Here is a 13,895-nt window from a genome sequence, read left to right on the forward strand (position 1 = left end):
CCCGGCGGCAGACTGGCCCGCATGAGCGAATCCGACGCCGCCACCGGCACCGACAGCGCGACCAAGGCCGATCTCCACCTCTACCTGCAGGACGCCCGCGAGGCCCTGCTCTGGAAGGTCGACGGCCTCTCCGAGTACGACCTGCGCCGCCCCGTCACCCGCACCGGCACCAATCTGCTCGGCCTGGTCAAGCACGTCTGCGCCGCCGAGGCCGCCTACTTCGGCGAGACCTTCGGCCGCCCCGTCGAGGCCCCCGGCCTCTGGGTCGCCGACGCCGCCGAGCCCAACGCCGACCTCTGGGCCAGGGCCGACGAGAGCCGCGCGGACATCCTGGACGCCTACGCCACGGTCCGCGCCCACGCCGACGAGACCATCACCCTGCTCGACCTGGAGGCCGTCGGCCGGGTGCCCTGGGGGCGGCGCGGCGAGCTGACGCTCCGCCGGGTCCTGGTGCACGTGACGGCCGAACTGCACCGGCACCTCGGCCAGGCCGACATCATCCGCGAGCTGATCGACGGCTCGGTGGGCCTGCGGCCCGGCGGCGACGTGATGGCCCCGGGCGACGAGGACTGGTGGCGCGCCCACCACGACCGGGTCGAGGCGGCGGCCCGCGAGGCGGCCGGCCACGCGGAGCCGAACGGGCCCGGACCAAGTGCGACCTGACGGACCATCAGCTCAAGGGGAGACCGGGGGTACCCGAACGGCCATGCTGGAAAGGTTCGCGGCCGATCCGACGGCCGGAGCGGGGGATCAGGCGGCCCGCAGGGCCGAGGGAGGACCGGAGCAGTGGGCACGACGGCGCGGCAGGAGAACCCCGACCGGATCACGCTGTACATCACCGAGCAGGTCGACCCCGGGCACGAGGAGGACTTCAAGGTCTGGGCCAGAGGCATCCTGGAGGCGGCCGGCACCCACCCCGGCAGCATCGGCACCGGCCTGCTGCCGCCCGCCGAGGCGGACGGCCCCTGGCGGCTGCTGCTGCACTTCCAGGACGCCGCCGCCTTCCGCAGCTGGCAGGAGTCCCCGATCCGGGTCGCCCTGCTGGCCAAGGGCCGGGAGGAGGGCTACCACCGGATGGTCGGCCGGCAGGAGCTGCGCGGCGTGGACGGTTGGTTCGCCGCCACCGCGGCCCCCGCCCCGGCCGGCCCCAAGCCGCCGCGGCGCTGGAAGATGTGGGTCGTCTCCACCCTGGCCATCGCCCCGATCACCTCGGTGGTCAACCTCTTCCTGGTCCCCCACCTCACCGCCCTGCCGGTGCTGTTGCGCACCGTCCTGCTGGCCCCGGTGATCTGCCTCCTGATGGTCTACGTCGCCATCCCGCTGGTCACCAAGGCGCTGCGCCACTGGATCTTCCCGGCCTGACGGGCGCCCGGAAAAGCCTGACGGCCCGTCGGCGAACCGACGGGCCGTCAGGGACGGTGCGGGTCAGGCGGCTCCGGTCAGAGCGGGATCTCCTGCCGCAGGTGCTCGGCGGACAGGCCGCCCTCGTACCAGCCGCCGATGTCCTGCATCTGCCGGATCGACAGGTCGAACGCCACCCGGTAGTGGTTCAGCGCCACGATCGAGCGCTGCCGGAACTCCGGGTGGGTGTCCCGCATGTGCTCGGCGATCCGGACGATGTCCATCCCGAGCCCGGAGAGCCGCCGCAGTTCCGCGACCCAGTCCTGCTCCGCCATTCCTACGGCCTCCTGAAATCTGCCGAAACCGCGGAGTAGCCGCCCTCGGTGCGGGGGATCTGGCGCGAGATTCGAACGCTGGTGTAACCGTACTCGGCGGCCCGCTGACCGGTCCACGTGGCCCGGGCGGCGGTCTTGAGCGGGGTGCCGTCGGCCACCAGCTCGTTGAACTTCTTCAGGTTGTCGCCGTACGACCAGTTGCCCTGGACCACCTTGATCCGGTCACCGAAGTGGTCCATCACCATCTTGAACATCTGCTTGCCCGAGATGGTGGAGCCCTCCAGCCGGTCCATGCCCAGGGTGAGCGTCCCCGACCAGTCGTCCAGCAGGCCGATGGTCATGGTGCCGCTCTCCGGGTGGGCGATGGTGATGCCGTCCCGGGTCGCCTCGACCGTGACGCCGACCGGGCAGTCCAGCGGGTCGTTGTTGTGGACCAGCAGCGGGGTGCGGCCGGCCAGCACGAAGTAGGTGTGCTGCCCCTCGACCGACAGGTCGTAGGTGACCATCGCGGACGCGTAGTTGCGCACCGCGAGGACGGTCACGACCTCGGTGCCGTCGCTCTGCAGCCGGTCGCCGACGGCGAGCCGGGAGGCGTCCACGAAGGCGCCGCGGGTCAGGTCGTAGTACGGGTGGTTCTGGGTGCCGACGACCGTCCGCGGACCGTCCGGCCCACTGACCGTCAGATCGGTGAACTCGGTGTCGGTCCGGGTGACGAAGGTCCGCTCGACCCGGTGCCGCTCGAGCCCGCCGCCGGGTGCGGCGTTCTCGACCAGATCACCGACCTGGACCTGCTCGATCGGCTTGACCACGCCGCCCGCCATCAGCACGGGTGTGCCGCCGGCGAAACTGTGCGTGGGCGAGCAGAACTTGAGGAAGTCCTTGGCCATGATCCGCAGCCGGGCGACGTTCACCGCGGCACGGAACCGGGAGAAGGTCACCGCGTCGATCGCGGCGGTCTTCGACATCTGCGCGATGATGTTGAACGCCGCCTCCATGCCGACCATGTCGCCGATGGCGATGGCGGCGCGGAGGGTCATGGCGCCCCGGATGACGCCCTTGAGGACGAACGGCAGCGCGAGGCTGGCGGCGGCCCACTGGCAGTCCGTGTTGCTGACCGACAGGTGCTTGGCACAGCCGACGAAGTCGCTCACCAGGCTGTAGGCGAGGCCGCCCCAGAACGCCTTGTTGAACTCCACCATGTCGACGTCGAAGACGTGGTTGGTCGTGAAGTCGACGGGGAAGTCGCCGAGGAAGTCCTTCTCGTACTTCCCGGTCTTCATGCAGGCGGCCGCGGTCCCGTTCGGGATGTCGCAGGTCACCAGGAAGGCCATGGCCTTCCCCTTGAGGTGGACGGTCGCCGGGATCTGACAGACCGTCCAGCTGCCCTGCTTGAGCCGGCACTGGTCCAGTGCCTGGGCCTCGCCGGTCACCTGGGGCTCGACCAGCAGGCCGGGGAACTCACCGTCGAGCGACGGGGCGGTCTCCGGCGGCGGGGTCTGCTCGATCCGGCTCACCGCGTCGGCGATCTCGTTCGACCGCTTGGCGTCGGCGTTCGCGTTGTCGGCCGACTGCTTGGCGTTGTCGGCGGACGTCCGCGCCTGGTCGGCGTAGTAGTCCGCGTCGTCCGCCGAGTCGCGTGCCTGGTCGGCGTAGTTGCGCGCCGCGTGGGCGTCCAGCTCGCTCGCGTCGGCCGACGCGCGGGCCGCGGCGGCCTCCTGGTCGGCCTGGCGAGCGGACTCGTCGGCCTTCCAGGAGTCGGCCTGGGCCTGGGCGTTGAGCTCGTCGAGCCGCTGCGAGACGGCCTGGACCTCCTTGGAGTCGGCCGCCGCCTGGGTGGCCGACTTGAGCGCCGCGGCTGCCGCCCTGGAGGCCTTGGACGCCGACTTGGCCGCGTCGGCCGCCGCCTGGGCCGCCAGCTTGGCGTCCCCGGCCGCGCGGTCGGCCGCGTCCTGCGCCGCCTTCGCGTACGCCTCGGCCTCGGCCGCGCGCAGCTCGGCGACCGCGACGGACTGCTCCGCCAGGGTCTTCGCGGTGTCCGCGACCACGACCGACAGACCGGCCGTGGCGTTGGTCGCCGCGAACGCGATGCCCAACTGGATCGCCTGGTCCGCCGGGGCGTTGACCGCCGCCGCCGTGTCCCGGGCGATCTCCGCCTGCTGCGAGGCGGCGTGCGCCTGGCCGGAGGCGGTGGCGCTGTCCGAGGCGGCCGCGTCGGCCTCCTTCTTCGCGCCCGCGGCCGCCGACTTGGCGTCGGCCGCGTGCTGCGCGGAGGACTTGGCCAGCGCGGTGGCCGCGTCGGAGTTCTCCTTCGCGATGCCGGCCTGCATGATGGCTTCGGCCGCCAGGTAGTGGCCCTGGGCCGAGTTGGCCTGGGTCTTCGCCGCGGCCGAGCGGGCGGTCCTGGCCGCCGCGTTCGAGTTCGCGGCCGCTGAGGTGCTCGCGGTCGCCGCCGCACGGGCGTTGACCGCCGCGTCCTGGGCGGCGTTGGCGTCGGCGTCCGCCTGGGCCGCGGCCTGGGCGGCCGCCTGGGCGGCCAACCGGGCGTCCCTGGCCGCTGTCTCGGCCTCGGCCGCGGCGGAGGTGCCCGCCTTGGCCGCGGCGTCGGCGTCGGCCGCGGCCGCCCTGGCCCGGGCCGCGTCCATCTCCTTGCGCGCGGTCTCCGCCCGGCCCCGGGCGTTGGCCGCGTCGGTCTCGGCCTGCTTGGCCCGGGCCTCCGCCTGGTCGGCGGTCTGGGCGTCGCCCTTGGCCCGGGACTCCTCGGCCGCCGCGGCCTCGGCCTGACGCTGCGCGTCCGCCGTGGCGGCCGCGGCCTTGGCCCGCTCCGCGTCCGCCGTCTGCCGGGCGGCGGCGGCGTTCTGCCGCTCCCGCTCGGCGGTGGCGGCCGCGTCCTTGGCCTTGGCGGCCTCGGCCTTGGAACTGGCCTCCAGCGGGACGATCTTGGCCTTGTCCTGCGCCACGATCGCCGCCGCGTCGGCGGCGGCCCGCGCCTTGCCCTCGGCGGCGACCGCGTCGGCCTCCGCCTTCTGGGCGCTGTCCTGCGCGGTCTCGCGCAGGAAGGCGGCCCGGGCGGCGTGCGCCTGGGCGCTGGCGTTGGCGAGCAGCGCGGCGCTGTCGTTGAGCGTCGCGTTGGTGGCCGCCACCGCGGTCTTCAGGGCCAGCGCGGTGGCCTGGGAGGCCGCCGCGGCGGACTTGGTGACCTGCGCCGACTGCTTGGCGTAGGACAGGCCACGGTCGATCGGCGTGCCGTTCGCGGTGGCGATGGCCTGCGCCGCCGCCGAGGCCGAACTCGCCGTGGTGTCCGCCGACTTGGCGTTCACCGCGTTCTGGTCGGCGGTGGCCGAGAGGCCGTCCACCCGCTGCTTCAGCTTCGCCAGGTCGTCGGTCACCGAGACCGGCTTGCCGTCGGAGGAGAAGTGCGACCCGTTGAACCACTCGGGCCAGTGCTTGATCGTGGTGTTCCAGGTGCTGTGCGGGTCGGCCTGAGCCTCCATCAGGTTCTTGGCGACCCAGGCGTTGCCGAGCGCGTCGTGCATCGCCACGGCGCTGGACTGCAGCGCGGTCAGCGCCTTGATCTCCGCGTTGGCGATCGCGGTGCGCTGCTGCGACTGGGCGGCGTACTCCGCCTCCCACTCCGCCGAGGCGGTTTCCAACGCCTCCACCAGCACCACGTACGGGTCCTGGGGGTTGGTCGGGTCACCGCTGGACCAGCGGGTCTTCAGGCTCTCCACCTCGCGGCGGAACTCCGGCGTGCCCTTGACGGGGGAGACAGTGGGGAAGCCCTTGTACTCGATGAAGCGCCGGACGTCGTCCGCCGACCCCTGCAGCTGCGGGGAGTACAGCATCAGACCCCACAGGCCGTACGGGTCGCCGCCCTCGGCCTGCTTCTGCTTGATGATCTCGCCGACCCGGGCCTTGGCCTCGGGCGTGGCCTGCGGGACGTTGACCGGCCAGCCCCAGCTGAGGCCGCCGCCGATCCGGGAGTAGACCTCGCCCGGGCCGAGCGCCTTGGTCACCGCGGTGTCGTACTCGGGCTCACTGTCGGCGAAGTCCGAGGTGAAGTACTTCCAGACGGTGTCCTCGCGCTCGTCCTGACGGGTGTTCATCCCGTTCATCAGGTCGCTCGCCGAGTCGACGTCCTGCTGCCAGGCGTTCCAGACGTCCTGGTCGAAGAAGAGCTCCGGCTGCGCCGAGCCCGGCCCGGCGAGCCGGGAGACGGCCAGCGTCTTGGAGGCGACGCCGCCGACCTGGAACAGGTAGGCCAGGTTGGAGCGGCCGACCCGGACCTTGGCCTGGGTGTCCATCACCTTCTGCCGGGCGTCCAGGTCGTGCCGCTGCTTGGCGGCCTCCTGGGCGGCCTTGATCTGCGCGGCCAGCGCCGCCTCGTCCCGGCGCAGCTGCTCCTCGGCGGCCTTGGCGGCCTCCTCGGCCTTGGCCGCGTCGGTCTTCGCGGTGGCGGCCGACTTCTCCGCCGCTTCGGCGTTCGCCTTGGCCTGGTCGGCCGTGGTGCGCGCGTTCTTGGCGGTGGCGTCGGCGTCCTTGGCGGCCTGCGCCGCCATGGTCGCGTCCTTCTCCGCCGCACTGGCGGCCGCGTCGGCCGCCTGCGAGTCGGTCAGCGCGTCCTGGGCCGACTTCGCCGCCGCCTGGGCCTGGGCCCGGGCCGCGGCGTCCAGCTCGGCGGTCTTGGCCGCCGCGGCCTTGGCCGCCTCGGAGTCGGTGGCCGCGGTGGCCGCCGACTTCTGCGCGGCGTCGGCGTACTTCGCGGCATCGGCGGCGGAGGTTGCCGCCTTCGCCGCCGCCTCGGCCGCCAACTTGCTGTCCCCGGTGGCCCGTTCGGCCGCGGCCTTGGCGTCGGCGGCCAGCTTCGCGGAGTACGCGGCGTTGGCGTCCGAGACCGCGGTCTGCTGCTGGGCCAGGGTCTTGGCCCCCTGCGAGGCGAGCACCGCGAGCCCGGCCGAGGAGTCGGTCGTGGCGAACGGGGTGCCCAGCTCGATGGCCGTGTTGGCCGGCGCGGTCACGGTGGCCGCGGCGGCCCGGGCCAGCGCGGCGGCCTGACCGGCCGCGTACGCCTGACCGGCGGCGTTGCCCGCCGCCGCGACGGCGGAGTCCAGGTCCTTCTTGGCGGCCACGGCCGCGGTGTTGGCCTTGAGGGACTCCTGCGCGGCCTGCTCGGACGCACTGGCGGCCTCGGTGGCCTTCTTGGCGGCGGCCTCCGCGTTGTCGATCGCGTAGGCCGCGGCGGCCTCGGCGGTCATCGCGGCGGAGTACGCCAGCAGGGCGTTGGCCTGGGCGTCGGCCGCCCAGGTGGTGGCCCGGGCCGCGGCCGCGGCGGCGGTGGTGGCCGCCTCGCGAGCGGCGGTGGAGGCCGAAGTGGCGTCCGCCGCCTTGGCGTTGGCCTGGTCGGCCTCGGCTCCGGCCTGCTGCGCGGCGGCCTGCGCGGCCTGCGCCGCAGCCTTGGCCTCGGCGGCCGAGGAGGTGCCCTCGGCGGCGACCGCGGCGGCGGCCAGCGCCTGCGCGTTGGCGACGGCCACGTCCTTGCGGCGCTGCGCGTCGGCGGCGTTGCGGCGGGCGACGGCGGCCTGGGCCTCCGCCTCCTTGGCCGCCTGGGCCCGCTTCACCGAGTCGGCGTTGGCGGTGTGCGCCTGCTTGCGCTTGTCGTCGGTGGTCTTGAACTTGTCCAGCGTGTCGTTGAGCGCGGTCCTGGCGTTGCCGCGCTGCTTCTCCGCCTCGGCCTTGGCCTTGGCGGCGTTCTGACGCTCCGTCTCCGCGTTCGCGGCGGCGGTCTTCGACCGCTCCAGCGCGGCGGCGGCGTCGGCCTGGGCCTGCAGCACCTGGGCCTTGGCGGTGGCCACGTTGGCGGCGGCCGCCGCGGCGGCGTCGGCCTTGGCCTTGGCGGTGTCGGCCAGGGCGGCGGCGCGGGCGGCGCTGTCCTCGGCGGACTGGCGCTGGAACTGCGCGCGGGCGGCCGCGGCCTGGGCCTGGGCGTTGGCGAGCAGGGTGGCGCTGGTGGCGGCGGTCCCGTTCACGGCCTGGACGGCGACGTCCAGCGCGTTGGCGGTGGCCAGCGCGGCGGCCGCGGAGGCCTTGGTGACCTGCGCGGACTGGATGGCGTAGGCCATCCCGCGGCCGCGCGGCAGCCCGTTGTCGTCGGCGATCTTGTCACCGGCGGCCAGGGCGGCCGGGACCTTGTCGGCGGCCAGCTTGGCGTCGTTGGCGGCCTTGCGGGCCACGGCGGCCTGCGCGGTCACCAGGGTCTTGATGGTGACGAGGTCGGCGGTGGCCTGGGCGTCCGTGCGCGGCGGCGCGTTCGGCAGCCGCTTGGTCGGGTTGGCCTGCCACTTGAGGATCTCGCCCGCGGACCAGCCGAAGCCGAGCGCCTGGTGCATCGCCTCGGAGCCGGTCTGCAGGGCCGTCAGGGCGTCGACCTCGGCCTTGAGCACGTCCGAGCGCGGCTGGGTCTGCCCGGCCAGCTCGGTCTTCCACTCGGCCCAGGCGGTCTCCTCGACCTCGACCAGGACCTTCTTCCAGTCGATCGGGTTGGAGACGTCACCGGAGGCCCAGCGGGCCTTCAGCGCCTCGACCTCGATCCGGAACTCGGGCGTGCCCTTGACCGGGGCGGCCATCGGCATGCCGTGGTACTGGATGAACCGGCGGACGTCGTCGGCCGAGCCCTCCTTGGCGCTGGCGCCGAGGAAGGTGAAGATGCCGAAGGTGTCCTGGCCGCCGTTCTCGGCGATCAGCTCCTGGACGATCTGGTCCACCCTGGCCAGCGCGGCCTGGTCGGTCGACCGGGCCGGGGCGGGCAGGTACTGCAGCGCCAGCGCGTTGCGCGCGGTGACGCCGCCGGAGGACATGAAGTTGGTGACGTCGGTGTCGTACTGCGGCAGCTTCGTCCCCGAGGCGGTCGCGTACGGCGCGACGAACTGCTCCAGGCCCAGGTCGCGCGAGCCGCGGGCGTCGTCGTCGGCCTTGGCCCGGGACTCGTCCTGGGTGCCGGCACCGACCGTGCGGTTGGCGGTGAACTGGTTGACGTGCAGGTCACCGTTGGGCAGCGCGGCGGCCTGGACGCTGGTGGTGTTCCGGTCGATGTAACCGTACGAGGCACCGTCGTTGGTCCACTTGCCGTCGGCCGCCCGGACGCTGTCCATGGCGGCGCCGTCGGCGTCCAGGGCGACCAGGTGCACCCGGTTGTCCGCGCCGCCGGTGGCGGCGATCTGTCGGCTGGGATAGTCCCGGACGACCGCGGGTGCGCTCCAACTTCCGTTGGTGGAGCGGGTGGTGGCGGAGACCTTGTTGTCGTCGGTGAGCACACCGACGGTCAGCTCGCCGTTCGGCGTGGCCGCCGCCGCGACGCCCTTGGCGTGCGGGGTGGTCACGGCCGAGGCGCTCCAGCCGCCGGCGGTGGCGCGGACCAGGTCCTGCACCGTGCCGTCGGCGCGGAGCGCGGCCACGTGGATCTCGCCGTTGGCGGCCGCGGTGGCGGCCACCGCGCGGACCTGCCCACTGGCTTCGGCCACCACGGGGGCGGACCAACTGCCGTTCGCACCACGGACGGAGGAGCGGACGAGGTTGTCCGTGCCCAGCGTCACCAGGTGCAGGTCGCCGTTGGGCGCGGTGGCGGCGGTGACCGCCTTGGCCAGCTTGGAGCCGTCGGCCACCGTGGCGGCCGTGACGTTGGTGGCCCACCAGGTGCTGTCCGCACGGTGGGTGCGCAGCCAGACCAGGCCGTCGGTGCCCAGGGTGAGGACGTGGAGGTCGTTGTTGGGAGCGCCGGCGACCGCCACGTCGGCGACCTTGCCCAGCGTCCCGTCCACCATCACCGGGGCCGACCAGGTGCCGTTGGCGGCGCGGCCGGTGTGCCAGGCGAGGCCGTCGGTGCCGGTGACGTCCAGCTGCAGCTCGCCGGTGGTCAGCGCACCCAGCGAGAGCGCGCTCGCCTTCGGGGCGGTGAGCGCCGTCTTGACCCAGGTGTTGGTGGCCTGGAGCGCGAAGTCGTTCACCGTGCCGGTGGTGGTCAGCACCGCCAGGTGCGGCAGCGCGTTCGGCACGGCCGTGGCGGCGATGGCGGCGGCGTTCCCGGTGGCGTCCACGGTGGTGGCGGCGGCCCAGGTGCCGTCCGTCTTGCGGACCTTCTCGCGCACCTTCTTGTCGGTGCCGAGCAGACCGAGCCGGACCTCGCCGTTGGCGGTGGCCACGGCCGAGACGGCGGCGGTCGTGGTCCCGCTGTCGGCGGCGGTGACGCCGGTCCAGGTGCTGCCCTTGCGGACGTTGGTCCACACCTTGCCGTCGGTGGTGAGCAGTTCGAGGTGCAGGTCGTTGTTGGGCAGGCCGGCCGTGGCCAGGCCCTTGACCTTGCCGGGCAGCGAGTCGAACCGCACGGTGCGGTCGGTGCCCTGGTAGCCCATGTACCAGCCCGGGTACTCGCCCGGGGTGTAGACATGGTCGCGCACGGTGCCGTCCGAGGACAGGACGGTGAAGTGCAGCTCGCCGTTGGGCAGAGCGGCCTGACTGAACGCCACGTTCCGCGGGTCGTCGCTGACCAGGATCGGGGTCAGCCAGTCGCCGTTGGCGTTGCGGACCTTGTCGTACAGCTTGCCGTCCGTGGTCAGCACGCCGACGTGCAGCTGCCCGTAGGCCATCGCCGACTGGCCGGTCTGCTTGACCGCCCCGATGCCCTCGCCCAGGGTGCGGCCGCTGGAGCGCTCGCCCTTGGAGTTGGCGACGTTGTCCGAGGTGACCGAGCCGTAGTAGAGCGACCAGCCCGGCCACGGGCCGAGGTCCTCGGAGGCCAGCATGGTGCCGGCGCCGGACTTCATCGCCGGGCCGCCCGCGTGCATCGCGCGGGCCAGGATGGCGCGGGCCCGGCGGTCGTCCGCCGCCGCGTCCATCACCTTGATCCGGGCGTCGAGATCGGCCTCCGAGCCGGGCGGTGGGGCTTCCGTCCTCACCCCCCTCGGCACGGCCGCCGAGGCCGTCCCCACCGCTGTCGAGACGAGTGTGGATGCCATCGCGAGCACGACCGCCGTGGCGACCGTACGCGAAGCACCCCGTATTCCATTCGCGCGTTGCGAGAACACAGTCTGCCTTCCGTGGGCTCCGCCCGAGGGAGGTGGCCCACGAAGAAACAGCACCGGACGGACCGTCAGAACCGGCCGCCGGCGCGTCTGTTGGAGTCCTTCCCCCGACGAAGACACCCGATGTTGAATCTTGGAGCGAGCGGCAAGCTACCGGATGGTGTTACTCGCCAGCAACAGGTCTTTCCTCCAGTTCAGAGCATTGATGTCCATCGGACACCGATGGCTTTGATCTTGTTGACACTTCGTCAACGGTGTGGTCGACTGCACCCGATCACGGCCGGACGCACGGGGGAGCAGTACTCGGATGACCACTCGGATTTCGCACCGCGGCCCGGCCGCACTGGTACTCGCCGCGGCACTGGCCCTCGGCGCGGGTGCGTGCTCCTCGGGCGGTTCCGACGGTGCCGGGAATGCGGCCGCGTCGTCCAAGGCGGCCGATTCGGGTACGACCGGCCAGGGCTCGGCCGAGCGGAACGGCGTCGGCGGCAGCGGGCCGTGCCGGGACACCATGAAGCACATCACCGAGGCCGGTCAGAAGCTCACCGCCGACATGGCGGACAAGGCCAAGGCGACCGCCCATCTGGAGGCCATCGCCAAGCAGTTCGGCGAGGACGCCGAGAAGATCAAGCACCCCGAGGGCAAGGCCGCGGCCAAGAAGCTCTCCGAGGTGTACGGCAAGCTCGCGCAGAACGCCAGGACCAACCAGGCGCCGGACATGGCCACCCTGCCCGGCACCGTCCAGGAGTCGGTGGCCGCCCTCGGCCAGTGCGCGGCCGCCGAGTAGCGGGCCTGACCGTCCGTCAGGGCCCGGGGAGACCCGGGCCCTTGTCGTCGCACTGTCTCGGGAGCGCTCCCACTCATCTCCGCCGGAGTCCTTGACGCATCCGACGCTCCGTGGGTTGATATGCCGTGAACCCGGGGCACCTCACGGCCCGGTGGTTCGATGCAATGTGGGAGCGCTCCCACTTTCTATCGCAAGGCAGCACGCTGCTCGCACCCGGATCTCCCCCACCCGAAAGGATCCGCACGTGTCAGGACAGCTCCTCCGTCGCCTCAGGACGGCCGCCGCGGCCGTCACCCTGGGCGCGGCCTCCCTGCTTCCGCTCGCCGGCCCGGCGGGCACGGCGCACGCCGCCGCCAGGGTCGACAACCCGTACGCCGGCGCCGGGGTCTACGTGAACCCCGAGTGGTCCGCCAAGGCCGCCGCCGAGCCGGGTGGCTCCGCGGTCGCCAACCAGCCCACCTCGGTCTGGTTGGACCGGATCGCGGCGATCAACGGCGCGAACGGCACGATGGGCCTGCGCGCCCACCTCGACGAGGCGGTCCGCCAGGCCGCCGGCAAGCCGTACGTCTTCCAGGTGGTCATCTACAACCTGCCCGGCCGCGACTGCGCCGCACTGGCCTCCAACGGTGAGCTCGGCCCGACCGAGATCGGCCGCTACCAGACCGCCTACATCGACCCGATCGCCGCGATCCTGGCCGAACCGGCCTACGCCAACCTGCGCATCGTCACCACCATCGAGATCGACTCGCTGCCGAACCTGATCACCAACGCCGGCGGAACCGCCACCGCCACCCCCGCCTGCGACGTGATGAAGGCCAACGGCAACTACGTGACGGGCGTGGGCTACGCGCTCAACAAGCTCGGCGCGATCCCGAACGTCTACAACTACATCGACGCCGGCCACCACGGCTGGCTGGGCTGGGACTCCAACTTCGGACCCAGCGTCAACCTCCTCTACCAGGCCGCCAACGCCTCCGGCTCCACCCCCGCCAAGGTGCACGGCTTCGTGGTGAACACCGCCAACTACTCGGCGCTGAAGGAGCCCTACTTCACCATCGACGACACCGTGAACGGCCAGTCGATCCGCGGCACCTCCAAGTGGGTGGACTGGAACCGCTACGTGGACGAGCTCTCCTACGCCAAGGCCTTCCGCCAGAAGGCGGTCGAGGCCGGCTTCGACGCGGGCGTCGGCATGCTGATCGACACCTCCCGCAACGGCTGGGGCGGCCCGAACCGCCCGACCGGCCCGGGCCCGAAGACCACCGGTGACGCCTACGTGGACGGCGGCCGGATCGACCGCCGTCTCCAGGCCGGCAACTGGTGCAACCAGTCGGGCGCGGGCCTCGGCGAGCGGCCGACCGCCGCGCCCGAGACGGGCATCGACGCCTACGTCTGGGTCAAGCCCCCGGGGGAGTCGGACGGTGCCTCCAAGGCGATCCCGAACGACGAGGGCAAGGGCTTCGACCGGATGTGCGACCCGACGTACACCGGCAACCCGCGGAACAACAACAACATGTCCGGCGCGCTGCCGGACGCGCCGCTGGCCGGGGCCTGGTTCTCCGCCCAGTTCCGCCAGCTGCTGGCCAACGCCTACCCGCCGGTCGGCGGCACCACCCCGGGTGACACCACCGCCCCGACCGCGCCCACCGGCCTGACCGGCACCGCCACCAGCTCCGGCGCCACGCTGAGCTGGACGGCCTCCACCGACAACACCGGGGTGACGGGCTACCAGGTCTTCCGGAACGGCGTGCAGGTCGGCACCTCCACCGCCACCTCGTACACCGACAGCGGGCTGACCGCCTCCACCGCCTACTCCTACACCGTCAGGGCCCGGGACGCGGCGGGCAACGTCTCGGCGGCCTCCGCCGCACTGACCGTCACCACCCAGGCGGGCGGCGGCGGTGGCGGCAACGCCGGGTGCACCGCCAGCTACAAGGTGAGCAGCGACTGGGGCGCCGGCTTCAACGCCGACGTGACCGTCACCAACACCGGCACCGCGCCCACCAAGAGCTGGAAGGTCAGCTGGACCTGGCCCGGCAACCAGCAGGTCACCAACCTGTGGAACGGCACCGTGACCCAGAGCGGCAGCTCCGTCTCGGTGGCCAACGCCGGGTACAACGGCGCGGTCGCGGTGGGCGGCTCCACCGGCTTCGGCTTCGGCGCGAGCTACTCGGGCGCCAACACGGCCCCGACGCTGAGCTGCACCGCCGCCGGCTGACCCGGCGTCACCGCACGGCGGGCGGCCCCCCCGGGGGGGGGGGGGGCCGCCGGCCCCCCCCCCCCCCCCCAGCCCGGTGTTCCCACGCCCAGTGTGTGTTAGCCCGCGGGGGGGTTGCGGCTTGTTTGCCCCGGCCCGGGGCG

General features: G+C 73.1%; 6 protein-coding genes. 4 read left to right on the top strand and 2 right to left on the bottom strand.

The window, feature by feature from the left end:
• Positions 1-21 precede the first annotated feature (21 nt).
• Both ACIA8O_RS15305 and ACIA8O_RS15310 read left to right on the top strand, forming a co-directional pair.
• Positions 22-663: a DinB family protein gene (locus ACIA8O_RS15305; RefSeq protein WP_396294237.1), complete on the top strand. Its 642-nt coding sequence runs from the start codon at positions 22-24 to the stop codon at positions 661-663.
• 123 nt (positions 664-786) lie between these two features.
• Positions 787-1,362 carry an antibiotic biosynthesis monooxygenase gene (locus tag ACIA8O_RS15310; protein WP_396294238.1) on the top strand — a complete coding sequence of 192 codons (576 nt, stop codon included), beginning with the start codon at positions 787-789 and terminating at the stop codon, positions 1,360-1,362.
• A 77-nt stretch (positions 1,363-1,439) separates the two neighbouring features.
• On the opposite strand, the gene ACIA8O_RS15315 is transcribed toward ACIA8O_RS15310, so the two are convergent.
• Both ACIA8O_RS15315 and ACIA8O_RS15320 read right to left on the bottom strand, forming a co-directional pair.
• Complete coding sequence (locus tag ACIA8O_RS15315) at positions 1,440-1,676, bottom strand: hypothetical protein (RefSeq protein WP_396294239.1); 237 nt, start codon at positions 1,674-1,676, stop codon at positions 1,440-1,442.
• 2 nt (positions 1,677-1,678) lie between these two features.
• Positions 1,679-10,621: a polymorphic toxin-type HINT domain-containing protein gene (locus ACIA8O_RS15320; protein WP_396294241.1), complete on the bottom strand. Its 8,943-nt coding sequence runs from the start codon at positions 10,619-10,621 to the stop codon at positions 1,679-1,681.
• A 433-nt stretch (positions 10,622-11,054) separates the two neighbouring features.
• Between ACIA8O_RS15320 and ACIA8O_RS15325 the strand changes: the two genes are divergently transcribed.
• Together ACIA8O_RS15325 and ACIA8O_RS15330 are read left to right on the top strand one after the other, a co-directional pair.
• Positions 11,055-11,534, top strand: coding sequence for a hypothetical protein (locus ACIA8O_RS15325; protein ID WP_396294242.1), 480 nt, complete (start codon positions 11,055-11,057; stop codon positions 11,532-11,534).
• A gap of 244 nt (positions 11,535-11,778) precedes the next feature.
• Positions 11,779-13,752: a glycoside hydrolase family 6 protein gene (locus tag ACIA8O_RS15330; RefSeq protein ID WP_396294243.1), complete on the top strand. Its 1,974-nt coding sequence runs from the start codon at positions 11,779-11,781 to the stop codon at positions 13,750-13,752.
• Positions 13,753-13,895 lie beyond the last annotated feature (143 nt).

This window comes from Kitasatospora sp. NPDC051853, from assembly GCF_044452665.1.
Taxonomy (GTDB): domain Bacteria; phylum Actinomycetota; class Actinomycetes; order Streptomycetales; family Streptomycetaceae; genus Kitasatospora.